Source organism: Burkholderia sp. KBS0801 (genome assembly GCF_005937855.2).
GTDB lineage: Bacteria > Pseudomonadota > Gammaproteobacteria > Burkholderiales > Burkholderiaceae > Burkholderia > Burkholderia ambifaria.
In genome coordinates, this window is record NZ_CP042177.1 from 3,224,879 (window position 1) to 3,249,022 (window position 24,144).

At 68.8% G+C, this 24,144-nt stretch carries 19 protein-coding genes; 16 read left to right on the forward strand and 3 right to left on the reverse strand.

Features of this window, described 5'->3' with window-relative positions; all coding sequences use genetic code 11:
• The first annotated feature begins 51 nt into the window (after positions 1 to 51).
• From argS to FFI87_RS15395, 6 genes are all read left to right on the forward strand, one after another.
• The gene (argS, locus tag FFI87_RS15370; RefSeq protein ID WP_138847079.1) at positions 52 to 1,833 is read left to right on the forward strand and encodes an arginine--tRNA ligase; all 1,782 of its coding nucleotides are present in this window, start codon (positions 52 to 54) and stop codon (positions 1,831 to 1,833) included.
• A gap of 84 nt (positions 1,834 to 1,917) precedes the next feature.
• Positions 1,918 to 2,805 (forward strand): SPOR domain-containing protein, encoded by an 888-nt coding sequence (locus FFI87_RS15375; protein ID WP_138847078.1) that lies wholly within the window; start codon positions 1,918 to 1,920, stop codon positions 2,803 to 2,805.
• A 69-nt stretch (positions 2,806 to 2,874) separates the two neighbouring features.
• Positions 2,875 to 3,516, forward strand: a complete 642-nt coding sequence (locus FFI87_RS15380) for a thiol:disulfide interchange protein DsbA/DsbL (protein ID WP_138847077.1) — start codon at positions 2,875 to 2,877, stop codon at positions 3,514 to 3,516.
• A gap of 19 nt (positions 3,517 to 3,535) precedes the next feature.
• Positions 3,536 to 4,309, forward strand: coding sequence for an SDR family oxidoreductase (locus tag FFI87_RS15385; protein WP_012364820.1), 774 nt, complete (start codon positions 3,536 to 3,538; stop codon positions 4,307 to 4,309).
• A 357-nt stretch (positions 4,310 to 4,666) separates the two neighbouring features.
• Entirely contained in the window at positions 4,667 to 6,262 is a 1,596-nt protein-coding gene (locus FFI87_RS15390) for an ABC transporter substrate-binding protein (protein ID WP_138847076.1), read from the forward strand.
• A gap of 190 nt (positions 6,263 to 6,452) precedes the next feature.
• A complete protein-coding gene (locus tag FFI87_RS15395) occupies positions 6,453 to 8,093 on the forward strand; it encodes an ABC-F family ATP-binding cassette domain-containing protein (RefSeq protein ID WP_138847075.1) in 1,641 nt (546 codons plus the stop codon).
• A 272-nt stretch (positions 8,094 to 8,365) separates the two neighbouring features.
• Here the strand turns inward: FFI87_RS15395 and FFI87_RS15400 are convergent, their stop codons facing one another.
• Positions 8,366 to 9,442, reverse strand: coding sequence for an MBL fold metallo-hydrolase (locus FFI87_RS15400; protein WP_138847074.1), 1,077 nt, complete (start codon positions 9,440 to 9,442; stop codon positions 8,366 to 8,368).
• Positions 9,443 to 9,794: 352 nt separating this feature from the next.
• Between FFI87_RS15400 and aceK the strand changes: the two genes are divergently transcribed.
• From aceK to bioB, 9 genes are all read left to right on the forward strand, one after another.
• Positions 9,795 to 11,621 carry a bifunctional isocitrate dehydrogenase kinase/phosphatase gene (gene aceK / locus FFI87_RS15410; RefSeq protein ID WP_138847073.1) on the forward strand — a complete coding sequence of 609 codons (1,827 nt, stop codon included), beginning with the start codon at positions 9,795 to 9,797 and terminating at the stop codon, positions 11,619 to 11,621.
• Positions 11,622 to 11,700: 79 nt separating this feature from the next.
• Positions 11,701 to 12,471: a carbonate dehydratase gene (gene can / locus FFI87_RS15415; RefSeq protein WP_012364825.1), complete on the forward strand. Its 771-nt coding sequence runs from the start codon at positions 11,701 to 11,703 to the stop codon at positions 12,469 to 12,471.
• A gap of 132 nt (positions 12,472 to 12,603) precedes the next feature.
• Positions 12,604 to 13,281 (forward strand): SDR family oxidoreductase, encoded by a 678-nt coding sequence (locus FFI87_RS15420; RefSeq protein ID WP_012364826.1) that lies wholly within the window; start codon positions 12,604 to 12,606, stop codon positions 13,279 to 13,281.
• 39 nt (positions 13,282 to 13,320) lie between these two features.
• Complete coding sequence (locus tag FFI87_RS15425; protein WP_138847072.1) at positions 13,321 to 13,758, forward strand: YchJ family protein; 438 nt, start codon at positions 13,321 to 13,323, stop codon at positions 13,756 to 13,758.
• 107 nt (positions 13,759 to 13,865) lie between these two features.
• Positions 13,866 to 15,125, forward strand: a complete 1,260-nt coding sequence (locus FFI87_RS15430; RefSeq protein ID WP_012364828.1) for a dienelactone hydrolase family protein — start codon at positions 13,866 to 13,868, stop codon at positions 15,123 to 15,125.
• Positions 15,126 to 15,524: 399 nt separating this feature from the next.
• Positions 15,525 to 16,871, forward strand: coding sequence for an adenosylmethionine--8-amino-7-oxononanoate transaminase (gene bioA / locus FFI87_RS15440; RefSeq protein ID WP_138847070.1), 1,347 nt, complete (start codon positions 15,525 to 15,527; stop codon positions 16,869 to 16,871).
• Entirely contained in the window at positions 16,868 to 18,205 is a 1,338-nt protein-coding gene (gene bioF, locus FFI87_RS15445) for an 8-amino-7-oxononanoate synthase (protein ID WP_261378342.1), read from the forward strand. The genes bioA and bioF overlap by 4 nt, the downstream gene beginning before the upstream one ends.
• Positions 18,202 to 18,921 carry a dethiobiotin synthase gene (gene bioD, locus FFI87_RS15450; protein WP_138847069.1) on the forward strand — a complete coding sequence of 240 codons (720 nt, stop codon included), beginning with the start codon at positions 18,202 to 18,204 and terminating at the stop codon, positions 18,919 to 18,921. Before bioF ends, bioD begins: the two co-directional genes overlap by 4 nt.
• A gap of 36 nt (positions 18,922 to 18,957) precedes the next feature.
• Entirely contained in the window at positions 18,958 to 19,977 is a 1,020-nt protein-coding gene (gene bioB, locus FFI87_RS15455; RefSeq protein ID WP_138847068.1) for a biotin synthase BioB, read from the forward strand.
• A 108-nt stretch (positions 19,978 to 20,085) separates the two neighbouring features.
• Here the strand turns inward: bioB and FFI87_RS15460 are convergent, their stop codons facing one another.
• Positions 20,086 to 20,811 carry a copper homeostasis protein CutC gene (locus FFI87_RS15460; protein ID WP_138847067.1) on the reverse strand — a complete coding sequence of 242 codons (726 nt, stop codon included), beginning with the start codon at positions 20,809 to 20,811 and terminating at the stop codon, positions 20,086 to 20,088.
• Between the two features lie 76 nt (positions 20,812 to 20,887).
• Complete coding sequence (locus FFI87_RS15465; RefSeq protein WP_012364834.1) at positions 20,888 to 22,174, reverse strand: EAL domain-containing protein; 1,287 nt, start codon at positions 22,172 to 22,174, stop codon at positions 20,888 to 20,890.
• Positions 22,175 to 22,465: 291 nt separating this feature from the next.
• Here FFI87_RS15465 and FFI87_RS15470 point away from each other — a divergent pair, with 291 nt between their 5' ends.
• Positions 22,466 to 24,133 (forward strand): Na+/H+ antiporter, encoded by a 1,668-nt coding sequence (locus tag FFI87_RS15470; RefSeq protein WP_012364835.1) that lies wholly within the window; start codon positions 22,466 to 22,468, stop codon positions 24,131 to 24,133.
• The last annotated feature ends 11 nt before the right edge of the window (positions 24,134 to 24,144 follow it).

The window sequence follows — 24,144 nt, forward strand, 5'->3', positions numbered from 1 at the left end:
GCGCCGGCCGGCCGGTGTTTCCGGCAGCCACCAACGAAGCCTTCTACCAGCATGCTGCCAGCACACAAACAGACCCTCGAAGCCCTGCTCGCGGATAGCGTCACGCAGGTCGCACACGCGCTGAAAGGCGCCGACGCAGCGTTCGTCGCCCCGGCCATCACGCTGGAGCGCCCGAAGGTCGCCGCGCACGGCGACGTCGCGTGCAACGTCGCGATGCAGCTCGCCAAGCCGCTCGGCGCGAACCCGCGCCAGCTCGCCGAGAAGATCGTCGCCGCCCTCACGGCCCAGCCGGCCGCGCAAGGGCTCGTCGACGCCGCCGAAATCGCCGGCCCCGGCTTCATCAACCTGCGCCTGACGGCCGCCGCGAAACAGGCGGTGATCGCCGCCGTGTTCGAGCAGGGCCGCGCGTTCGGCACGTCGGACCGCGAAAAGGGCAAGCAGGTGCTGCTCGAATTCGTGTCGGCCAACCCGACCGGCCCGCTGCACGTCGGCCACGGCCGCCAGGCGGCCCTCGGCGACGTGCTCGCGAACGTGATCGCGAGCCAGGGCTACGCGGTGCACCGCGAGTTCTACTACAACGATGCGGGCGTGCAGATCGGCAACCTGGCGATCTCGACGCAGGCGCGCGCGCGCGGCCTGAAGCCGGGCGACGCGGGCTGGCCGGAAGCCGCGTACAACGGCGAATACATCGCCGACATCGCCCGCGACTACCTGAACCGCGAGACGGTCGCCGCGAAGGATGGCGAGCCGGTCACGGGCGCGGGCGACATCGACGATCTCGACGCGATCCGCAAGTTCGCGGTCGCGTACCTGCGTCACGAGCAGGACATGGATCTGCAGGCGTTCGGCGTGAAGTTCGACCAGTACTACCTCGAGTCGTCGCTGTACAGCGAAGGCCGGGTCGAGAAGACGGTCGACGCGCTGGTCAAGGCCGGCATGACCTACGAGCAGGACGGCGCGCTGTGGCTGCGCACGACCGACGAAGGCGACGACAAGGATCGCGTGATGCGCAAGTCGGACGGCACGTACACGTACTTCGTGCCGGACGTCGCGTACCACGTGACGAAATGGGAGCGCGGCTTCACGCAGGTGATCAACATCCAGGGCTCGGACCACCACGGCACGATCGCGCGCGTGCGCGCGGGCCTGCAAGGCCTGCACATCGGCATTCCGAAGGGCTATCCCGACTACGTGCTGCACAAGATGGTCACCGTGATGCGCGACGGCCAGGAAGTGAAGCTGTCGAAGCGCGCGGGCAGCTACGTGACGGTGCGCGACCTGATCGAATGGTCGGGCGGCGCGGCGCCGGGCCAGGAAGCGGCACCCGACCTGATCGACGAGGCGACCATCACGCGCGGCCGCGACGCGGTCCGTTTCTTCCTGATCTCCCGCAAGGCCGACACCGAATTCGTGTTCGACATCGACCTCGCGCTGAAACAGAACGACGAGAATCCGGTCTATTACGTCCAGTACGCGCATGCGCGCATCTGCTCGGTGCTCAACGAACTGAAGTCGCGCTACAACGTCGACGTGGCGCAGCTGCCGGGCGCCGACCTGTCGCAACTCACGAGCGCGCAGGCCGTGTCGCTGATGCAGAAGCTCGCCGAGTATCCGGACATGCTCACGCACGCGGCGAAGGAACTCGCGCCGCATGCGGTCGCGTTCTACCTGCGCGATCTCGCTGGTGAATTCCACTCGTTCTACAATGCGGAGCGCGTGCTGGTCGACGACGAAGCGCCGCGCAACGCGCGCGCCGCGCTCCTCGCCGCGACCCGGCAGGTGCTCGAGAATGGTCTGGCGGTGCTCGGCGTGTCCGCGCCCGCCAAGATGTAAGCGGCCCGAACCGGGCAGCGAATGGCCGGGGCAGGAGCGCCTGCCCCGGCCTTTTCACGATTCTTTTTGCAGGTGACTCAAGCAATGGCACAACCACGCCGAACTTCGAAGCAATCGAAACAAGCCGGAGGGACATTTCTTGGAATCGTGCTGGGCCTGATCGTCGGCCTCGCGATCGCGGTGGTGGTGGCGCTCTACATCACGCGTTCGCCGTCGCCGTTCGTGTCGAAGGTCGCACCGCCGCCGACCGACACCGGCGCGAGCCAGCCGCAGCAGTTCGACCCGAACCGCGCGCTGCAGGGCAAGACGCCCGGCCAGCCGGTGCCGCAGGCCGCGCAGCCCGCGCCGCCCAACACCGCGCCCGGGCAGGCCGCGAACCAGACCCAGGGCGGCCTGCTGCCCGAACCGCAGATCGTCGAGGTGCCGCCGTCGGGCAACGCGAACGGCTCCAACACCACGGCCTCGAACAATGCGCCGTCGGGCAACGGCGTCGCCGTCGCGCCGAAGCCGGCCGACAACACGCCGCCGCCGAAGAAGACGCAGCAAGCGCAGCAACAGCAGCAAGGCGGCGAGGATGATCTCGCGCGCTTCGCCGCGCAGAAGCAGGCGCAGCAGGCGGCCGCGCAGAAACAGCAGCAACAGCAACTGGCCGCGAACACGCCGAAGCCGGCGCCGTCCGCAACATCCGCCACGTCCGCCGCGGCAGCGAAGCCGCCGACCGCGAACGACGCGAACACCGGCTACTTCCTGCAGGTCGGCGCGTACAAGACGGAAGGCGACGCCGAGCAGCAGCGCGCGCGCCTCGGCTTCCAGGGCTTCGAGTCGAAGGTGTCGAAGCGCGATGTCAGCGGCGTGACCTATTTCCGCGTGCGCGTCGGCCCGTTCTCGAAGTTCGAGGATATGAACTCGGCCCGTCAGCGGCTGTCCGATGCAGGTGTCGACACGGCGGTGATCCGCTTCACGAAGCAGTAAGCAACCAGCCGCGCCCACGCAGAACCCGTTACGTTTCGTCATCCGAGCAACTGATTCGACGCTTACAACATGAAAAAACTACTTAGCACGCTCCTTCTGTCCCTCGGCCTGGCCGCCGCGGGCTTCGCCCACGCGTCGCCCGCCGCGCCCGTGTCCGGCAAGGACTTCGAGGTGATGAAGTCGCCGCAGCCGGTGTCCGCGCCGGCCGGCAAGGTCGAGGTCATCGAATTCTTCTGGTACGGCTGCCCGCACTGCTACGAATTCGAGCCGACGATCGAGGCCTGGGTGAAGAAGCAAGGCAACAACATCGACTTCAAGCGCGTGCCGGTCGCGTTCCGCGACGATTTCATCCCGCACTCGAAGCTGTTCTACGCGGTGTCCGCGCTCGGCATCTCGGAGAAGGTCACGCCGGCGATCTTCAACGCGATCCACAAGCAGAAGAACTACCTGCTGACGCCGCAGGCGCAGGCCGACTTCCTGGCGACGCAGGGCGTCGACAAGAAGCAGTTCATGGACGCATACAACTCGTTCAGCGTGCAGGGCCAGGTGAAGCAGTCGGCCGAGCTGCTGAAGAGCTACGCGATCGACGGCGTGCCGACGGTCGTCGTCCAGGGCAAGTACAAGACAGGCCCGGCCTACACGAACAGCATCCCGGGCACCGCTCAAGTGCTCGATTACCTCGTGAAGCAGGTTCAGGACAAGAAGCTCTGATCCCCGCCCGCGCGCCGGCATGACTACTCCGCTGAAGGTCTTCATCACCGGCGCGTCGAGCGGCCTCGGCCTCGCGATGGCCGAGGAATACGCCCGCCAGGGCGCCACGCTCGCTCTCGTCGCGCGCCGCACCGATGCCCTCGATGCGTTCGCGCGGCGCTTCCCCAAGCTGTCCGTCTCCGTCTACAGCGCCGACGTGCGCGACGCCGATGCGCTCGCGACGGCCGCCGCGTCGTTCATCGCCGCGCACGGCTGCCCTGACGTCGTGATCGCGAACGCGGGCATCAGCCAGGGCGCCGTCACGGGCCAGGGCGACCTCGCCACGTTCCGCGACGTGATGGACATCAACTACTACGGGATGGTCGCGACGTTCGAGCCGTTCGTCGGCCCGATGACGGCCGCGCGCCACGGCACGCTGGTCGGCGTCGCGAGCGTCGCCGGCGTGCGCGGCCTGCCCGGCTCCGGCGCGTACAGCGCGTCGAAGTCGGCCGCGATCAAGTATCTCGAGGCGCTGCGCGTCGAGCTGCGCCCGGCCGGCGTCGGCGTCGTGACGATCGCGCCCGGCTATATCCGCACGCCGATGACCGCGCACAACCCGTACCGGATGCCGTTCCTGATGGACGCCGATCGCTTCGCTGCGCGCGCGGCGAAAGCGATCGCACGGCAGCACGCGTTCCGCGTGATTCCGTGGCAGATGGGCGTCGTCGCGAAGGTGCTGCACGTGTTGCCGCGCTGGCTCTACGACCGCCTGTTCGAGAAGGCGCCGCGCAAGCCGAAGGCCGGCGCGCACTGACGAGTCGGCGGTCCGGCCCGCGCGACACGCGCCGGGCCGCATCGCCGCATCGAAGCTTCGATTTCGCGGCACTTCCCGCGGCGTCCGCACAGATCCGCCGCGTTCCCCGACGCGCCGATCTCCCCCTCTCCGCCGCCCGGCCCTCCCGCCGCCTCCGCAGCACCTTCTGCCGCATCAACACCCGTTCCGTCGCGAAAGCAGCCGTTTTTCGGTCAATTCACCGCGTTCCGGCGCCTTTTTTCACGCGCCGCGCGCTTTGCCGGTATGCTGTTCGCCAGCCGCGCCGGCCCCGCCCGCTTCCGGGCCGCGCCCGCATCCCGTCACCCAGCAAAAAGCACAAGCCACGTGGGAGATCCTATGCACGTCAAGCTGTTCGCCGCGGCCGCGGTCGCCGCAGCACTCGCCGCCCCCGGCCTCGCCGCCGCCAAGCCGCTCACCGTCTGCACCGAATCGAGCCCGGACGGCTTCGACGTCGTGCAGTACAACTCGCTCGTCACCACCAACGCATCGGCCGACGTGATCTTCAACACGCTCGTGTCGTACGACGAAGCCGCGAAAAAGGTCGTGCCGGCGCTCGCCGACAAATGGGAAGCCAGCGCCGACGGCCTCACGTACACGTTCCACCTGCGGCCGAACGTCGCGTTCCAGACCACCGACTACTTCAAGCCGGGCCGCCCGCTGAACGCGGACGACGTCGTGTTCACGTTCTCGCGGATGCTCGACGATGCGAACCCGTGGCACAAGGTGGCCGGCGCGAGCGGCTTTCCGCACGCGCAGTCGATGGGCCTCGTGAAGCTCGTGAAGTCGGTCACGAAGGTCGACGACAACACCGTTAAGTTCGTGCTGAACGAGCCGAACGCGACGTTCGTGTCGATCCTGACGATGGGCTTCGCGTCGATCTACTCGGCCGAATACGCAGACCAGCTGCTGAAGGCCGGCAAGCAGGCCGACCTGAACGCGAAGCCGGTCGGCACCGGCCCGTTCGTGCTGAAGAGCTACACGAAGGACGCGCTGATCCGCTACGACGTGAACCCGACCTACTGGGGCGCGAAGCCGAAGGTCGACCGGCTGATCTACGCGATCACGCCGGACGCGTCCGTGCGCATGCAGAAGGTGAAGGCCGGCGAATGCCAGATCGCGCTGTCGCCGAAGCCGCAGGACGTGCTCGCCGCGAAGCGCGAAAGCGCGCTGAAGGTCGTTCAGACGCCCGCGTTCATGACCGCGTTCGTCGCGCTGAACACGCAGAAGAAGCCGCTCGACAACGAGAAGGTGCGCGAGGCGCTGAACCTCGCATTCGACCGCGCGACCTACCTGAAGGTCGTGTTCGACAACACGGCGACGGCCGCGAACAACCCGTATCCGCCGAACACGTGGAGCTACGCGAAGGACATCGCGCCGTATGCGTACGATCCCGCGAAGGCGAAGCAGCTGCTCGCGTCGGCCGGTTTCCCGAACGGCTTCTCGACGACGATCTGGACGCGCCCGACGGGCAGCGTGCTGAACCCGAACCCGAAGGCCGGCGCGGAACTGCTGCAGGCCGACCTCGCGAAGATCGGCGTGAAGGCCGAGGTGAAGGTGATCGAATGGGGCGAGTTGATCAAGCAGGCGAAGCTCGGCCAGCATGACATGCTGTTCATGGGCTGGGCCGGCGACAACGGCGATCCGGACAACTACCTGTCGCCGCTGTTCAGCTGCAACGCGGTGAAGTCGGGCATCAACTTCGCGCGCTTCTGCGACGCGCAGCTCGACAAGCTGATCGCCGACGGCAAGGCGACCGCCGACCAGGCCAAGCGCGCGAAGCTGTACGAATCGGCGCAGAAGGTGATCCACGACCAGGCGCTGTGGATTCCGCTCGGCTACCCGACCGCGGCGGCGCTCACGCGCACGAACGTGAGCGGTTATCGCGTGAGTCCGTTCGGACGGCAGAACTTCACGACCGTCTCCGTGCAGTAACCGTGCGTGGCGCGCAAGCGACGGCATCCCGGCCCGTCGCTTGCGGCCCGCGCGGCGCGCTTGCTACACTGCGCGCTCATTCCTCATACCGGACGCCAGCCAAAGTGAACAACTAAGCCTTCCCAAAAATGTTTTCGCCGCCGTGCCACGCATGCCGCGCGAAGGGTTTCACGCATTTTCGGAGGTGCTTATGGCTGCTGCCACGCCCATCGGCGCGCTCGTCGCGCTTCATCACGTTTCCTTCCGCTTCGACGACGGCGTCACGCTGTTCGATTCGCTCGACCTTTCCATCGATCGCACGCCGACGGGCATCGTCGGCCGCAACGGCGTCGGCAAGAGCCTGCTCGCGCAACTGATCGCGGGCCGGCGCACGCCCAGCGCGGGCACGATCGACCGGCACACGCCCGTCGTGTACGTCGCGCAGCAGCACGACGACGCGCCGGCCAGCATGCGCACCGTCGCCGAAATCGCAGCGCTCGATGCGCCGCTCGCGGCCCTTGAACGCCTGGCGGACGGCCGCGCGCACGCGCCCGACTTCGACCTGATCGGCGATCGCTGGGACCTGGCCGAGCGGCTGCGCGCGGCGCTCGACGCGGCCGGCCTGCACGACGTGCGCGCCGACACGCCGGCGCACGCGCTGAGCGGCGGCCAGCTCGCGCGCGTCGCGCTGATCGGCGCATTGCTGTCGGAGGCCGGGCTGCTGGTGCTCGACGAACCGACCAACCATCTCGATGCAGCGGGCCGCGCGTGGCTGCGCGCGGCGCTCGACGGCTGGCGCGGCGGCGTCGTCATCGTCAGCCATGACCGCGCGTTGCTCGCGCACGTGCAGCGCATCGTCGAACTGACGCCGCACGGCGTGCGCGCGTATGGCGGCAACTACGCGCTGTACCGCGCCCAGCGCGACGCGGAACAGGATGCCGCACAGGCCGCGCTCGAGCATGCGCACGCGGAGCGCGGGCGCGTGAAGCGCCGGCTCGAACAGGAACACGACACGATCCAGCGCCACGCGGCCGGCGCGCTGCGCGACGCGAAGACGGCCAACCTGTCGTCGATGGCACGGCAGCGTCGCAAGGGCGCGGCACGCAACATCATGGGGCAGGTCCGGCGTCATCAGAACGACTTCAAGGCGACGCTCGACGAGCGCGTGCAGGAGGCGGCCGCACGCGTCGAAGCCGACGCGCCGGTGCTCGTATCGTTGCCGGGCACCGAGGTCAGCGCCCGCCGCCAGCTGTTCACGCTCGAGCGTGCGCAATTGCCGTGGCATGCCGCCGGGCGCGCGGACGCGATCACGTGGTCGGCCAGCGGCCCGGTGCGCATCGCGCTGACGGGCCCGAACGGCTGCGGAAAATCGACGCTGCTGCGCATGCTCGCCGGCGAACTCGCGCCGCGCTCCGGTGCATGCACGACGCATGTGAGCGCCGCGTATCTCGACCAGCGGCTCGCGCTGCTCGACCCCGAGCGCTCGATCGTCGAGCAGTTGGGACTGCTCGATACGCCGCTCGCCGAAGGCGACCTGCGCAGCCGGCTCGCGCTGCTGCAGCTCGATGCCGCACGCGCGACGCAGCCGGTGCATCGCCTGAGCGGCGGCGAACGGCTGAAGGCCGCGCTCGCGTGCGCGTTGTGGCGCGGCACGCCGGCGCAGCTGCTGCTGCTCGACGAGCCGACCAATCACCTCGATCTCGAATCGGTGCGCGCGATCGAAGCCGCGCTGGCGGGCTTCCCCGGCGCGATCGTGGTCGCGTCGCACGACGCCGCGTTTCTTGCGGCGCTCGAACCGACGCACACGATGCAATGGCAGCGCGACGGGTGGCGTTACGAACCCGTCGCGTGATTGGTGCTCACGATCGCTCGCCTTTGCGCATGACGTGCGGATTGGAATCGGCGAGCCGCCGCCTGAAAAGGCGCTTCGATTCGCGCACGCCAGGCGGGGCGCATGGCGCATGAAGCGAAAACGACGGCGACGTTGCGTCGCGCATTAAGCGGCCGGAATCGGCGCGCCGCTGCCTGACAAGCCGCTTCGATTCGCGCACGCCAGCCGGGGCGCATGGCGCTTGAAACGCAAAGGACGGCGACGTAGCGTCGCCCATCGAGCGGCCGGAGCGGTCAGGCCCTCGCGTAGCGAATCACGCCGTCGTCACCGTGCTCGCGCACGAGCTCACCCGCGAGCCACAGCAGGTTCAGGTGGGCGAGCGCCTCGCCGAGCGCGAACGTCATCTGGTGGATGTCGAGCTCGCGGCGGCGGAACATGATCGGCACGATGTCGGCCGCACTCATCGGCTTCTCCGCGCACGCGACGCGCACTTCCTCGAGCCGCGCGTCGTGGTGTGCGCGCAGTTGCGCGATGCGCGTGCGCACGCCGCGGAACGGCTTGCCGTGCGACGGCAGCACGAGCGTGTCGGGCGCCATCGTTTCGTAGCGGCCGAGCGATTCGAGGTACAGCGCAAGCGGGTTCGCTTCCGGTTCGAGATCGAACACGGACACGTTGGTCGAGATGCGCGGCAGCACCATGTCGCCGGAGATCAGCACGCCGTCCGCTTCGCTGTGCAGCGCGCAATGTTCAGGCGAATGGCCGTAGCCGGTGACGACGCGCCAGGTGCGCGCGCCGATCTTCACCGCGTCGCCTTCGCGCAGGCGCCGGTAGCGCGGCGGCACGGCCGGCACGAGATCCGAGTAGTAGCTGCGGCGGCTGCGCAGCTTGTCGAGCGCGGCCGGATCGGTCAAGCCGTGGCGCGCGAAGTGATCGGCCGCGGCCGCGCCGCCGGCGTTCGAGCCGTTGCCCGCCGCCATCAGGCAGCCGAACATGTATTCGCCGAGCGTCATCCACAGCCGCACGTTCCAGCGGCCTTGGTCACCGCCTTCGCACAGCCAGTTCGCGAGGCCGAAGTGATCGGGGTGGCAGTGCGTGACGAGCACGCGCAGCACCGGCAGCCCGTCGAGATGCCGATCGAAGATCTGTTCCCAGTGCGTACGGATCGCCTCCGACGAGATCCCGCAGTCGACGATCGTCCAGCCGGCCTGCCCGTCGATCTCGTCGCGCAGCAGCCAGAGATTGATGTGATCGAGCGAAAACGGCAGCGGCATGCGCAGCCAGCGCACGCCGGGCGCGACCTCGAACGTGTCGCCCGCGGCGGGCAGCGTGTCGGCGAAGGGATAGTCGAGTTGGTGTTCCAGTGCATTCATCGGTCGGGGGTCTCGTCGTTGTCGTTGCAAATGCACCTGCAAATGCGGGTACGCATGCGGGGGGAATAGCGAGTGCACGAGCGCGCGGGCGGCAGGCCGCGGCGGGCATCGCGTCGATTCTATCGCCGTCGCGCGAAACGCGTGCCCGGCGGGCGTCGGCCGGGCAAAAAAGTTCGTGTCAGAATCGGTTCCGTACCCGTATCTTTACGCGAAGATGCACCGAATGGCATGCAACCGCGCACAAACCGCGCATTGACGGCACTTGGCGCCGGACCCCGAAACCCGTTGAAATGCCGACTTGGGCGCTAAAATGGCGGGTGCTTACAGTCCCTCTCGAACGAGCCTGCACGCAATGAATCACTTCCCCAAGCTGCTGTCGTCGCAGATCGGTTTCGACGTCGCGCAGACGATGCTCGAAAACTTCGACCGTCACTACCGGATCTTCCGGGAAGCCGCGGTCGACGCGAAGACTCTATTCGAGCGCGCCGACTGGCACGGGCTGCAGCGGCTGGCGCGCGAGCGGATCACGTCGTACGACGATCGCGTGCAGGAATGCGTCGAGGTGCTGCAGGACGAATACGACGCGGAGAACATCGACGACGAGGTCTGGCAGCAGATCAAGCTGCACTACATCGGCCTGCTCACGTCGCACCGCCAGCCCGAGTGCGCGGAAACGTTCTTCAATTCGGTGTGCTGCAAGATCCTGCACCGCTCGTATTTCAACAACGATTTCATCTTCGTGCGGCCCGCGATCTCGACCGAATACCTCGAGAACGACGAGCCGGCCGCGAAGCCGACCTATCGCGCGTACTACCCGGGCACCGACGGGCTCGCGGCCACGCTCGAGCGCATCGTCACGAACTTCCAGCTCGAGCCGCCGTTCGAGGATCTTGCGCGCGACATCGGCTGCGTGATGCAGGCGATCACCGACGAATTCGGCGAGTTCGACGCCGCGCCGAATTTCCAGATCCACGTGCTGTCGTCGCTGTTCTTCCGCAACAAGAGCGCGTACATCGTCGGCCGCATCATCAACGCCGATCGCGTGCTGCCGTTCGCGGTGCCGATCCGCCACATGCGCCCGGGCCTGCTCGCGCTCGACACCGTGCTGCTGCGCCGCGACCTGCTGCAGATCATCTTCAGCTTCTCGCACTCGTATTTCCTCGTCGACATGGGCGTGCCGTCCGCGTACGTGGATTTTCTCTGCACGATCATGCCGGGCAAGCCGAAGGCCGAGATCTACACGTCGGTCGGCCTGCAGAAGCAGGGCAAGAACCTGTTCTACCGCGACCTGCTGCACCATCTGTCGCATTCGAGCGACCGCTTCATCATCGCGCCCGGGATCAAGGGCCTCGTGATGCTCGTGTTCACGCTGCCGTCGTTCCCGTACGTGTTCAAGATCATCAAGGATCACTTCCCGCCGCCGAAGGAAACGACGCGCGAGCAGATCATGGAGAAGTACCAGCTCGTGAAGCGCCACGACCGTCTCGGACGGATGGCCGACACGCTCGAATATTCGAGCGTCGCGCTGCCGATCTCGCGGCTCGACCATGCGCTCGTGCGCGAGCTGGAGAAGGAGGTGCCGTCGCTGCTCGAATACGAGGACGGTAACCTCGTGATCAAGCACCTGTACATCGAGCGCCGGATGATCCCGCTCAACCTGTACCTGCAGAACGGCACCGATGCCGAGATCGAGCACGGCGTGAAGGAGTACGGCAACGCGGTGAAGGAGTTGATGAAGGCCAACATCTTCCCCGGCGACATGCTGTACAAGAATTTCGGCGTCACGCGCCACGGCCGCGTCGTGTTCTACGACTACGACGAGATCGAGTACCTGACCGACTGCAACGTGCGGCGCGTGCCGCCGCCGCGCAACGAGGAAGACGAACTGTCCGGCGAACCGTGGTATACCGTGGGCCCGCACGACATCTTTCCGGAAACCTACGGACCGTTCCTGCTCGGCGACCCGCGCGTGCGGGCCGTCTTCATGAAGCATCACGCGGACTTTTTCGAAGCCTCGCTGTGGCAGGCCAGCAAGGACAAGCTGCTGCAGGGCGAGCTGCCCGATTTTTACCCGTACGACGTGTCGCTGCGTTTCAGCGTGCGCTACCCCGATCGCTTCGACTCGACGCCTGACGCCGGCGACGGCGACAGCGCGGGCGACGCGCAGCGCGCTGCGTGACGCAGGCCGAATCGCACGCCCGGATCCAATCGTATCGAACCGTTATCGACCCGCTTTCCGCCAACGGAATCCACACCCGATGAATACTCAAGACAATCCGCTTTCACACCTGTTCGACAACAACGACGCCTGGGTCAAGCGCCAGCTCGCCGACGATCCCGACTTCTTCGCGCGTCTCGCCGACCAGCAGGCGCCGGAATATCTGTGGATCGGCTGCTCGGATTCGCGCGTGCCCGCGAACCAGATCATCGGCCTGCCGCCGGGCGAAGTGTTCGTGCACCGCAACATCGCGAACGTCGTCGTGCATAGCGACCTGAACTGCCTGTCGGTGATCCAGTTCGCGGTCGACATCCTGCGCGTGAAGCACATCATGGTCGTCGGCCACTACGGCTGCTCGGGCGTGAATGCGGCCCTGCACAACCGCCGCGTCGGCCTCGCCGACAACTGGCTGCACCACGTGCAGGACGTGCGCGAGCGCCACGCGGCGCTGCTCGACGAATGGCCGGTCGGCGAGGCGCGCTATCGCCGCCTGATCGAGCTGAACTCGATCGAGCAGGTCGTCAACGTGTGCCGCACGACGATCGTCAACGACGCATGGGCGCGCGGCCAGTCGCTCACCGTGCACGGGCTCGTGTACGGCGTGCACGACGGGCGGATGCGCAACCTCGGGATGGCCGTGTCGAACTTCGACGCGCTCGACGAAACCTACCGGCGCTGCGTCGCGGCGCTCACCGCGCGCGGCCAGCATGCGCCGGACAACGACATGGTCGCGGCCGACGCCGCGCAGCTCGACGACGTCGCGCAGGCGGTCGCCGATACGCTCAAGCCGTCGTGCGGCGACGCGAAGTAACCGGCGCAGGCGCGGCGCACGCGCCGCGCGTCCTCCGGCTGAAGATGCACGCGAGCCTGGCCGCGACGGGTATCGAACTGATCTGACACCGACACTGCCGCCACGGCGGTGCAACGCAAAGGAGCGGCGAACATGAAAACCGTACTGATCGTCGGCGCATCGCGCGGCCTCGGGCGCGAATTCGTCCGGCAATATCGCCGCGACGGCTGGAACGTGATCGCGACTGCGCGCGACGACGCATCGCTCGCCGCGCTGCGCGAACTCGGCGCGCAAGCCCATGCGCTCGACATCGCGCAACCCGAACAGATCGCGGCGCTCGGCTGGAAGCTCGACGGCGAACGGCTCGACGCGGCCGTGCTCGTGTCGGGCGTGTACGGGCCGCGCACCGAAGGCGTCGAGACGATCGGCGCCGAGGATTTCGACGCGGTGATGCATACGAACGTGCGCGGGCCGATGCAGCTGCTGCCGATCCTGCTGCCGCTCGTCGAGGACGCGCGCGGCGTGCTGGCCGTCGTGTCGAGCCGGATGGGCAGCATCGCGGAAGCGACCGGCACGACCGGCTGGCTGTACCGCGCGAGCAAGGCCGCGCTGAACGACGTGCTGCGCATCGCGTCGCTGCAGACGCGCCACGCCGCGTGCATCTCGCTCCATCCCGGCTGGGTGCGCACCGACATGGGCGGCGCGCAGGCCGCGATCGATCCGGAAACCAGCGTGACCGGCATGCGCCGCGTGATCGCCGAAGCCGGCGCGGACGTGTCCCGGGCCAACGGCCGTTTCTTCCAGTACGACGGCGTCGAGCTCAGCTGGTGAGCCGGCATGACAACCCGGCGTCGTTAATTCACGATTCGCATGATTTTGAACCGACCTGACGCGTGCCCGTGCGGCGGCGCGTCCCCCACTCCTGCCGGCAAAGCCCCGGCGCCGCGCTATGCGGCGTGCTGCGGGCGCTTCATCGACGGCGGCGAAGCCGCGCCCACCGCGCTCGAGTTGATGCGCTCGCGGTACAGCGCGTACGTGCTCGGCGCGACGGACTACCTGCGCGCGACCTGGGACGCGCGTACCTGCCCGGCCGATCTCGATGCCGACCCGAATGCGCCCGACGCGCCGCGCTGGCTCGGCCTCGCGGTCAAACGCCACGCGCTGCTGGACGAACGGCACGCGGAGGTCGAGTTCGTGGCCCGCTACAAGGTCGGCGGACGCGCGTACCGGCTCCACGAGACGAGTCGCTTCGGCCGCGACGAGCACGGTTTCTGGCGTTATGTCGACGGTGAAGTAAGTGAACGCTGACAAATAGTTGCCCTGTCAGACGCCGGGTAATTCCCGCATTGCACAACCTGAATTTGTCGGGCTACGATGGCCCTCGGATCGGTCATGTTGCATGGCAGGGCTTACGAATGGCGTTCAGCAAAGTATTGGTGGGATGGATGGCGGCCTGTGCGCTGTCGGCCGCTCAGGCCGGTGCGCTGCCGAACGCAAATACCGGCGCCGCCGCGGCCGCCGGCTCGCTCGCCCATGCCGAGCGCTTCGATTACGGCGATTCGCGCCTCCCGCAGGTCGCCGCGAACCTCAACGAACAAGTCATCGGCATTCCGGCCGATGCGTCGGGCACCGTGATGCTCGAGGCCACGCTGTTCAAGCCGGACGGCCCCGGCCCGTTCCCGCTCGTCGTCTTCAACCACGGCAAGAACACCGGCGATCTGCATCTGCAACCGCGCAGCCGGCCGCTCGCGTTCGCCCGTGAGTTCGTGCGCCGCGGCTATGCGGTGATCGCGCCGAACCGCCAAGGCTTCGCCGGGTCGGGCGGCACGTACCAGCAGGAAGGCTGCAACGTCCGCAAGAACGGCCTCGCGCAGGCCGCCGACGTCGCCGCGACGGTCCGCTACATGTCGCGTCAGTCGTACATCGATGCGTCGCGCATCGTCGTCGCCGGCACGTCGCATGGCGGCCTCGCTTCGGTCGCGTACGGCACCGAAGCGGCGCCCGGCGTGCGCGGCATCATCAACTTCTCCGGCGGGCTGCGCCAGGATCTCTGCGACGGCTGGCAGCGCAATCTCGTCGAAGCATTCGACCAGTACGGCGCGCATACGGCCGTGCGCTCGCTGTGGCTGTACGGCGACAACGATTCGGTGTGGACGCCCGCGCTCGTCGCGCAGATGCACGACGCGTACGTGTCGCACGGCACGCAGGCGCAATTCATCGATTTCGGCCGCTACAAGGACGACGCGCACCGGCTGATCGTCGATCGCGACGGCGTGCCCGTGTGGTGGCCGGCCGTGCATGCGTTCCTCGCGGACCTGAGCCTGCCGACCTCGGTACGCTATGCGGTCGCGAACCCGCACGAACCGAATGCGACCGGCTACGCGTCGATCGATGCGGTCGATGCGGTGCCGTTCCTCGATGCGGCCGGCCGCGAAGGCTATCGCCGCTTCCTGAGCCAGCATCCGAGCCGCGCGTTCGCGGTGTCCGCCGAAGGCGCGTGGTCGTGGGCCGAAGGCGGCGACGACCCGATGGCGCTCGCGCTCGACAACTGCACGAAGCAGGGTGCGGGTGCATGCCGGCTGTATGCGGTCAACGACCGCGTCGTGTGGAATGCGAGCGCGACGCAGACGGCCGACAACGGCGACGCCGATACGCACGCGCTGGCTTCGCGCTGACGCGCGAATCGCGATGCCCGGCGATCGGGCGCGTTTCGGCATCGTCTCCTTCGCTTCTGTCCCTGCTCCCCCTTCGCCCGTCCCACGCATCGGCGTCGCGCCTCGCGCCCCTTTTCCCTTCCCGCCCCGATTTTTCGGCTTCGCGCGCCTGTCCGCCCACCGATTTTTTCTGTCCGGGGGTCTCACTCGAACGTCGTCATCTGCGCTCATTTCTGGACATCTGGCGCGTACCGTTCCGAGCACCCCGGATCTGCGCCGAACTCCCGCCGAGCAAGGCTGGGCGGCGTTTGTAACCGGTAGTGCAACGCGCGGCGGAACACGCTAATCTCAGCGCGTTTTCCGTCTGTCGCCGCGCGGCATCCGTTCGATGCCCGCCGCCGTTTTACCCCCGGAGTCGCCTTGAGTACGCCAGCCACCGACGACTGGGTCGCGCGCAGCCTGCGCGCGGTCTGGCATCCCTGCACCCAGATGAAGCACCACGAGCGCCTGCCGCTCATTCCCGTCGCGCGCGGCGCGGGCGTGTGGCTGTACGACCGCGACGGCCGCCGCTACTTCGATGCGATCAGCTCGTGGTGGGTGAACCTGTTCGGCCATGCGAACCCGGACATCAACGCAGCACTGAAGGACCAGCTCGACACGCTCGAGCACGCGATGCTCGCCGGCTGCACGCACGAGCCGGCGATCGAGCTCGCCGAACGGCTGCATGCGCTCACCGCGCGCACGCTCGGCCACGCGTTCTTCGCGTCGGACGGCGCGTCGGCGGTCGAGATCGCGCTGAAGATGAGCTTCCACGCGTGGCGCAACCGCGGCCGCGCGGACAAGCGCGAATTCGTGTGCGTTGCGAACAGCTATCACGGCGAGACCATCGGCGCGCTCGGCGTGACCGACGTGGCGCTGTTCAAGGATGCGTACGATCCGCTGATCCGCCACGCGCACGTGGTCGCGTCGCCCGACGCGCGTGGCGCGCTGCCGGGCGAAACGGCCGCCGACGTCGCGGGCCGCGCGCTCGACGACGTGCGGCGCCTGTTCGCCGAGCGCGCGGAGCGGATCGCCGCGCTGATCGTCGAGCCGCTCGTGCAATGCGCGGCCGGCATGGCGATGCACGATCCGTCGTACGTGCGCGGGCTGCGCGCCCTGTGCGACGAATTCGGCGTACACCTGATCGCCGACGAGATCGCGGTCGGCTGCGGCCGCACCGGCACCTTCTTCGCGTGCGAGCAGGCCGGCGTGTGGCCCGATTTCCTGTGCCTGTCGAAGGGCATCAGCGGCGGCTACCTGCCGCTGTCGCTCGTGCTCACGCGCGACGACGTGTTCGCGGCCTTCTACGATGACGACACCACGCGCGGCTTCCTGCATTCGCATTCGTACACCGGCAACCCGCTCGCATGCCGCGCGGCAGTCGCGACGCTCGACCTGTTCGCGCGCGACGACGTGCTCGCCGCAAACGCGCGCAAGTCGGCCTCGATGCGCGCCGCGCTCGCACCGCTCGACGCACATCCGCAGGTGCGTCACCTGCGCGAGCGCGGCACGCTGTTCGCATTCGACGTCGCGCTCGACGGCGACGCGGCACGCGGCTTCTCGCGGCGCTTCTTCGAGCGCGCGCTCGAACGCGAACTGCTGCTGCGTCCGATCGGCACGACCGTGTACCTGATGCCGCCGTACGTGATGAGCGACGACGACATCGCGTGGCTCGCGCAGCGCACGCGCGACACGCTGGATGCGACGCTCGCGGAGATCATGCAATGACACGAACGGCCCCCAGCTCACTTCGCTCGCTGCCCGCCGAGGGGGCGGCAGCAACGGATCTGCTCGATACGCTGCAGCGCGGCCTAGCCGAACTCGACGCGCAAGGGTTGCGCCGCGTGCGCCGCACCGCCGACACCGCGTGCGACGCGCACATGCGCGTCGACGGCCGCGACATCGTCGGCTTCGCGAGTAACGACTATCTCGGCCTCGCCGCGCATCCGGCGCTCGTCGCCGCGTTCGCCGAAGGCGCGCGGCGCTATGGCTCCGGCAGCGGCGGCTCGCATCTGCTCGGCGGCCATTCGCGTGCGCACGCCACGCTCGAGGACGAACTCGCCGGCTTCGCGGGCGGCTTCTCCGATGCGCCGCGCGCGCTGTACTTCAGCACCGGCTACATGGCGAACCTCGCCGCGATGACGGCGCTCACCGGCAAACACGCGACGATCTTCTCCGATGCGCTGAACCACGCGTCGCTGATCGACGGGATCCGGCTGTCGCGCGCGAACGTGCAGGTCTACCCGCATGCGGACATGGCCGCGCTCGCCGCGCTGCTCGACGCGTCCGACGCCGAAACGAAACTGATCGTCAGCGACACCGTGTTCAGCATGGATGGCGACATCGCGCCGCTCGCCGAACTCGTCGCGCTGGCCGAACGCCACGGCGCGTGGCTCGTCGTCGACGACGCGCACGGCTTCGGCGTGCTGGGGCCCCAGGGCCGCGGCGCGCTCGCGGCCGCCGCGCTGCGCTCGCCGAACTTCATCTACGTCGGCACGCTCGGCAAGGCCGCCGGCGTCGCGGGCGCGTTCGTGATCGCGCACGAGACCGTGATCGAATGGATGATCCAGCGCGCGCGCAGCTACATCTTCACGACCGCCGCGCCGCCGGCCGTCGCGCATGCGGTATCGGCGAGCCTGAAGGTGATCGCCGGCGACGAAGGCGACGCGCGGCGCGCGCACCTCGCTGCGCTGATCGAGCGCACGCGCGCGCTGCTGCGCATGACGCGCTGGCAGCCGGTCGACTCGCACACGGCGGTGCAGCCGCTCGTGATCGGCAGCAACGACGCGACGCTTGCGGCGATGCGCTCGCTCGACGCGCACGGCCTGTGGGTGCCCGCGATCCGGCCGCCGACGGTGCCCGCCGGCACGTCGCGGCTGCGCGTATCGCTGTCGGCAGCACATTCGTTCGACGATCTCGCACGGCTCGAAGCAGCATTGATCGAAGCCAGCGACGGGCAGACCCGGCGGGATGCAGAACAGCCCCCACGCTCACTGCGTTCGCTGCCCCCCGAGGGGGCTGCAGCCTCCCTTGGGGCGGCCCGGCGGGAGACTGCGGCATGACCGCCCCGCTCTCGCTGTTCGTCACCGGCACCGACACCGAAATCGGCAAGACCTTCGTCTCGGCTGCGATGCTGCACGGCTTCGCGCGGCATGGCCTGCGCGCGGCCGCGCTGAAGCCCGTCGCCGCCGGCGCGTATGAACGCGACGGCGTGTGGCGCAACGAGGACGCCGACCAGCTCGACGCAGCTGCGAACGTCGTGCTGCCGCCCGAGCTGCGCACGCCGTTCCTGCTGAAGGCGCCCGCCGCGCCGCACATCGTCGCCGCGCAGGAAGGCGTGACCCTCGATATCGACACGATCGTCGCGAGCCACCGGGAAGCGCTGACGCGCGCGGACGTCGTCGTCGTCGAGGGCGTCGGCGGCTTCCGCGTGCCGCTCACCGACACGCAGGACACGGCCGATCTCGCGGTCGCGCTCGGCCTGCCCGTGGTGCTCGTCGTCGGCGTGCGGCTCGGCTGCATCAGCCATGCGCTGCTCACCGCCGACGCGATCGCCGCGCGCGGCCTACGCATCGCCGGCTGGGTCGCGAACCATGTCGACCCGGCCATGTCGTACGCCGACGAGAACGTCGCGACGATCCGCGACTGGCTCGCGCGCGAGCATCGTGCGCCGCTCCTCGGCCGCATCGCGCACCTGCGCCCGGCCGCCCCCGAATCCGCCGCGGCGATGCTCGACATCGCCGCGCTCGTCGACACGCTGCGCCGCGCGCAGCATTGACGCCCCGATCCCCGCATTCACGACAGGAAAACCACCATGACCCAAGTCCAGACCGCCGCCGTGCAACCCGACGCGATCCCCGTGGCTGCCCCGGCGCCGCAGCGCTGGCGCGTCGCCGACGTCGTCGCGCTGTTCGAGCTGCCGTTCAACGACCTGATGTTCCGCGCGCAGCAGGTGCATCGCGAGCACTTCGACGCGAACGCGGTGCAGCTGTCGACGCTGCTGTCGATCAAGACGGGCGGCTGCGAGGAAGATTGCGGCTACTGCTCGCAATCGTCGCACCATGACACGGGCCTGAAGGCCGAGAAGCTGATGGACGTCGACGCGGTACTCGACGCCGCGCGCGCGGCGAAGGCGAACGGCGCGAGCCGCTTCTGCATGGGCGCCGCGTGGCGCAACCCGAAGGAGCGCCACATGCCGGCGCTGACCGAGATGGTGCGTGGCGTGAAGGAACTCGGCCTCGAAACCTGCATGACGCTCGGCATGCTGGAAGACGAGCAGGCGCAGGAACTCGCGAACGCGGGCCTCGACTACTACAACCACAACCTCGACACGTCGCCGGAGTTCTACGGCCAGGTGATCTCGACGCGCACCTACCAGGATCGGCTCGACACGCTGGACCGCGTGCGCGATGCGGGCATCAACGTGTGCTGCGGCGGCATCATCGGGATGGGTGAATCGCGCCGCGAACGCGCGGGCCTGATCTCGCAGCTCGCGAACCTGAACCCGTATCCGGAATCGGTGCCGATCAACAACCTCGTCGCGATCGAAGGCACGCCGCTCGAAGGCACCGCGCCGCTCGACCCGTTCGAATTCGTGCGCACGATCGCGGTTGCGCGCATCACTATGCCGAAGGCCGTCGTGCGCCTGTCGGCCGGCCGCGAGCAGCTCGACGACGCGATGCAGGCGATGTGCTTCCTCGCGGGCGCGAACTCGATGTTCTACGGCGACCAGCTGCTGACGACGAGCAACCCGCAGACGCAGCGCGACCGCGCGCTGTTCGAGCGCCTCGGCATCCGCGCGAGCCAGGCCGACGCGCTGGCGGAGAACGCGTAAGCCGCTGCATCGTAGTCGGCATGCAGACGAAAAAGCCGGGGCATGCCCCGGCTTTTTCTTGCCCGATCGTCCGCATCGGGTCGCCCTGCCCGTCGCGAAACATGCGCGTCACACGTGCGCCGCCGCGCCGTCGAGCGCCGCGCGCACGCGCTCGACCTGCTGGGCGTCGACGGGCGCCAGCACCTCGCCGCGCACCCGCACGCCCGAGCCGAAATGCACCGCGCGCACGCCGGTCGCGCGGACGAAATCGCCGACCGCATCGACCGTGAGCCCGGAGCCCGCCAGCACCGTGCAGGTCGAGCCGGCCGACTGCCGCACCATCCGCGTGATCGTCGCGACGGCGTCGAGCACCGACGGATGGCCGCCCGACGTCAGCACCGACGTGACGGCCGGCACGCGCAGCAGCGCGTCGAAGGCGGCGTTCAGGTCGCGCGACACGTCGAACGCGCGATGGAACGTCAGGTCGCGCCCGTCAGCGGCGGCCGCGATGCGGGCGAGCGCGTCGAGATCGACGTCGCCGCGCGCATCGAGCGCACCGAACACGACGCCGTTCGCGCCGGCCGCGACGGCCGCGCGCACGTCGCGTTCGATCACGCGCAGGTCGTCGGCGTCGTAGACGAACGAGCGGCTGTGCGCTCGCACGATCACGTTGACCGGAATCGGCACCGCGGCCACGACGGCCTCGATCAGGCCGACGCTCGGCGTGAGGCCGCCTTCGGTGATCGCGGTCACGAGTTCGAGGCGGTCGGCGCCCGCGCGGGCGGCGGCCTTCGCGTCGCCGACGGTCGTGGCGATCACTTCGAGGAGGACGGAGGAACGGGCGGTACGGTTCATCGGCGGCTCGCGAATCGTCAGGACAATTCGCGCATCCTAGCCGAGCGGCGTGAACCGCGCCAGCGCGACGCCCGCGCTATGCGCCGCCGGCCTCCTCGTCGACCCAATCGATATCGCCGCACAGCACGTGCTGCGCGTCGCCGATACGCACGGCCACCGATAGCGTCACGCACGGCTGCGCCTCGTTGATCGACAGGTACGGACGCGTCACCTGCACGCGCCCCGGCTCGGCGATCGCCGTGCGGAAGTACGGCCGGCGCAGCCAGTTCGCCCCCTGCGCATCCGACAGCGGCGAGAAGCGCGCCTCGGCGAGCGCGCGGTCCGCCCGCAGCACGACGTTGCGGCCCGCCTGGCGGCCCCGCGCGTCGAGCAGGAAGCAGCGCGCGGCGGCGTCGAGCGCGAGGAAGTTCCAGCACACCTCGTCGAGCGGCTCGCCGGCCGCCACCCGCTCGGCCGCGCGCTCGAATGCGCGCAGGTACGGCGCGAGCCGCTGCGCGTCGCGCCGCTCGCGCGCTTCGGTCTGCTCACGAAAGCGCTCGGTCAGCTCGCCGATGCAGCCGGTCGCCGCCGCGCTGTCGGGCAGCCCGGGCGCCGGGCGGCCGAAGTAATAGCCCTGCACGAAATCGGCCTCGCACGACAGCGCGATCTGCGCGTCGTGCTCGGTCTCGATCCCTTCGACGAGCACCAGCTTGCCGGCCTCGTGCAGCAGCGTGACGAGCCCGTGCAGGATCGCGGTGAGCCCCGTGCGGTGCGCCGCGTGGGACAGCATGATCCGGTCGAGCTTCACGATGTCGGGGTTCAGCTGCCAGATCCGCTCGAGGTTCGAGTGGCCGGCGCCGAAATCGTCGAGCGCGATCAGGAAGCCCTGCGCGCGGAACTCGCGCACGGCGTCGGCGAGCCGCTCGACATCTTCCGCGCGCTGTTCGAGCACTTCGAGCACGACGCGGCGCGGCGGCATGCCGATCCGCTTCAGGTTCGCGAGCAGCGCGGCGGCCTGGAACGGATCGGTGAGCACGCCCGGATGCACGTTGAGAAACAGCCACTCGCGCTCGGCGCCGAGCAGCGCGAAGTTCTCGAGGTGCAGCGCCTGCGCGAGCCGGTCGAGCTGCAGCAGCTCTCCCTGGCGCGCGGCCTCGCCGAACACGTCGAGCGGCGACACCGCGCGGTCGAGCGCGTCATGCGCGCGCAACAGCGCCTCGTAGCCCACCGCACGCTGGTGCGACAGGCTGAAGATCGGCTGGAACACGGTCGTGAGCGACAGGTCGCGGTGGCGCGTCGCCAGGCGTTCGAGCCCGGAGCTCATTTCCCGCTCGAAACGATACGGCGACGCGGTGGCCGGGCGCTCCTGCTGCACGATCGTCATGGCTTCCTCCTGGCGGTGCAGCCGAACGCGGCGGTGGTTCGAGATGGCGCGCGCAATGTCATGGTCGAATCCTCGGTTGTCCGGCCGGTGCCGGACGGTACGCAAGCATCAAGCAAGCTTCGTGCAAGGGCTGAACACGCGCGCCACGCCTACGTGCGGCGCCGCCGCACCAGCGTGGCGCGGGCCGGATGCACCGTTTGCGTGCACGCGCACCGGCGCACTCGAACGCACCCGTCACACCGTCACGCTAAACTCCGTCCGATCGTTTCATTCTCCACAATTGCCGTATCGATGGAAATCGTCTTCACAGTCCTGATTCTGCTGCTCACCGTCGCGCTGTCCGGCGCGGCCACGCGCCTGTTGCCGTTGCGGCTTCCGCTGCCGCTGATGCAGATCGCGTTCGGCGCGATGCTCGCGTGGCCGAAGCTCAACCTGCACGTCACGTTCGATCCCGAAATCTTCATGCTGCTGTTCATCCCGCCGCTGCTGTTCGCGGACGGCTGGCGGATTCCGAAACGCGAGCTGTATCTGCAGCGCCGCGCGATCCTGATGCTCGCGTTCGGGCTCGTGTTCATGACCGTACTCGCAGTCGGCTACTTCGCGCACTGGCTGATACCCGAGTTGCCGCTGCCGATCGCGTTCGCGCTCGCGGCCGTGCTGTCGCCCACCGACGCGGTCGCGCTGTCGGGCATCGCCGGCCGTGGCCGGATTCCGCCGCAGCTGATGCACATCCTCGAAGGCGAGGCGCTGATGAACGACGCGTCGGGCCTCGTCGCGCTGAAGTTCGCGGTCGCGGCCGCGCTCACGGGCGTGTTCTCGCTGCGCGACGCGTCGATCACGTTCGTGATCGTCGCCGCCGGCGGCCTGGCGACGGGCGCGATCGTCGCGTGGCTGTTCAGCGCGCTGTCGACGCGCTTCCTGAACGCCGAGCAGGAAGGCGACCCGGCCCCCGGCATCGTGATGACGCTGCTCGTGCCGTTCGCCGCCTACCTGTTCGCCGAGCACCTCGACCTGTCGGGCGTGCTCGCGGCCGTGTCGGCGGGGATGATGATGAACTACACGAGCTTCTCCCGCAAAAGCACCGTGGCGTCGCGCGTGCGTGCCGAAAGCACGTGGGCGATGATCGAGTTCGTGTTCAACGGCATGGTGTTCATCATGCTCGGGCTGCAGTTGCCGCACATCATCGGCCGCGCGCTCGTCGACGCGCACCACACGAGCGACGCGCTCGTCGGCCGGATGATCTTCAACGTGTGCGCGATGATGCTCGCGCTGTATGCGATCCGCTTCCTGTGGGTGTGGCTGCTGCGCTGGATCGCGAGCCGCCGCGCCGCGCGCCACGGCCTCGCGGGCACGATGGCCGGCGTCCGCACGATCGCGGTGATGACGGTCGGCGGCGTGCGCGGCGCGGTCACGCTCGCGGGCGTGCTGTCGATTCCCGTCGCGCTGTCCGACGGCGCACCGCTGCCGGGGCGGGACACCGCGATCTTCGTCGCGTCGGCGGTGATACTCGGCTCGCTGATCGTCGCGGTGATCGGGCTGCCGCTGCTGCTGCGCGGCGTGCGCTCGACGCGCAACCCGCTCGCCGACGAGGAACGCACCGCGCGCGCGGCCGCCGCGCAGGCCGCGATCCGCGCGATCGACTCGTCGCACGATGCGATCTCGGCCGATCTCGACGAATCGGGCGCTGCGCGCTGCGCCGACATTTCCGCGCGTGTGATGGATCAGTATCGCCGGCGCCTCGCCGCACTCGCCGAGGACGGCCCGACGCCGCGCGCGGAAGCGAAGCAGACCGAGACGATGGAACTGCAGATGCGGATCGCGGCGGTGCGCGCGGAACGCTCGGTGCTGTACCGGCTGCGCGGCGAAAGCAAGATTTCCGACGAGACGCTGACGAAGCTGATTCGCGAGATCGACCTGTCGGAAACCGCGCTGTCGACGCGCAAGAAAGGGATCGTCTAGCAGGATGTTGA

What these genes read in the sequence shown, in the direction of transcription:
- FFI87_RS15470 (WP_012364835.1), top strand. Translation starts at nt 22,466, where the DNA reads ATGGAAATCGTCTTCACAGTCCTGATTCTGCTGCTCACCGTCGCGCTG.
- argS (WP_138847079.1), top strand. Translation starts at nt 52, where the DNA reads ATGCTGCCAGCACACAAACAGACCCTCGAAGCCCTGCTCGCGGATAGC.
- FFI87_RS15380 (WP_138847077.1), top strand. Translation starts at nt 2,875, where the DNA reads ATGAAAAAACTACTTAGCACGCTCCTTCTGTCCCTCGGCCTGGCCGCC.
- FFI87_RS15425 (WP_138847072.1), top strand. Translation starts at nt 13,321, where the DNA reads ATGATTTTGAACCGACCTGACGCGTGCCCGTGCGGCGGCGCGTCCCCC.
- aceK (WP_138847073.1), top strand. Translation starts at nt 9,795, where the DNA reads ATGAATCACTTCCCCAAGCTGCTGTCGTCGCAGATCGGTTTCGACGTC.
- FFI87_RS15385 (WP_012364820.1), top strand. Translation starts at nt 3,536, where the DNA reads ATGACTACTCCGCTGAAGGTCTTCATCACCGGCGCGTCGAGCGGCCTC.
- FFI87_RS15390 (WP_138847076.1), top strand. Translation starts at nt 4,667, where the DNA reads ATGCACGTCAAGCTGTTCGCCGCGGCCGCGGTCGCCGCAGCACTCGCC.
- bioD (WP_138847069.1), top strand. Translation starts at nt 18,202, where the DNA reads ATGACCGCCCCGCTCTCGCTGTTCGTCACCGGCACCGACACCGAAATC.
- bioF (WP_261378342.1), top strand. Translation starts at nt 16,868, where the DNA reads ATGACACGAACGGCCCCCAGCTCACTTCGCTCGCTGCCCGCCGAGGGG.
- FFI87_RS15400 (WP_138847074.1), bottom strand. Translation starts at nt 9,442, where the DNA reads ATGAATGCACTGGAACACCAACTCGACTATCCCTTCGCCGACACGCTG.
- FFI87_RS15460 (WP_138847067.1), bottom strand. Translation starts at nt 20,811, where the DNA reads ATGAACCGTACCGCCCGTTCCTCCGTCCTCCTCGAAGTGATCGCCACG.
- FFI87_RS15465 (WP_012364834.1), bottom strand. Translation starts at nt 22,174, where the DNA reads ATGACGATCGTGCAGCAGGAGCGCCCGGCCACCGCGTCGCCGTATCGT.
- FFI87_RS15430 (WP_012364828.1), top strand. Translation starts at nt 13,866, where the DNA reads ATGGCGTTCAGCAAAGTATTGGTGGGATGGATGGCGGCCTGTGCGCTG.
- can (WP_012364825.1), top strand. Translation starts at nt 11,701, where the DNA reads ATGAATACTCAAGACAATCCGCTTTCACACCTGTTCGACAACAACGAC.
- bioB (WP_138847068.1), top strand. Translation starts at nt 18,958, where the DNA reads ATGACCCAAGTCCAGACCGCCGCCGTGCAACCCGACGCGATCCCCGTG.
- FFI87_RS15420 (WP_012364826.1), top strand. Translation starts at nt 12,604, where the DNA reads ATGAAAACCGTACTGATCGTCGGCGCATCGCGCGGCCTCGGGCGCGAA.
- FFI87_RS15375 (WP_138847078.1), top strand. Translation starts at nt 1,918, where the DNA reads ATGGCACAACCACGCCGAACTTCGAAGCAATCGAAACAAGCCGGAGGG.
- FFI87_RS15395 (WP_138847075.1), top strand. Translation starts at nt 6,453, where the DNA reads ATGGCTGCTGCCACGCCCATCGGCGCGCTCGTCGCGCTTCATCACGTT.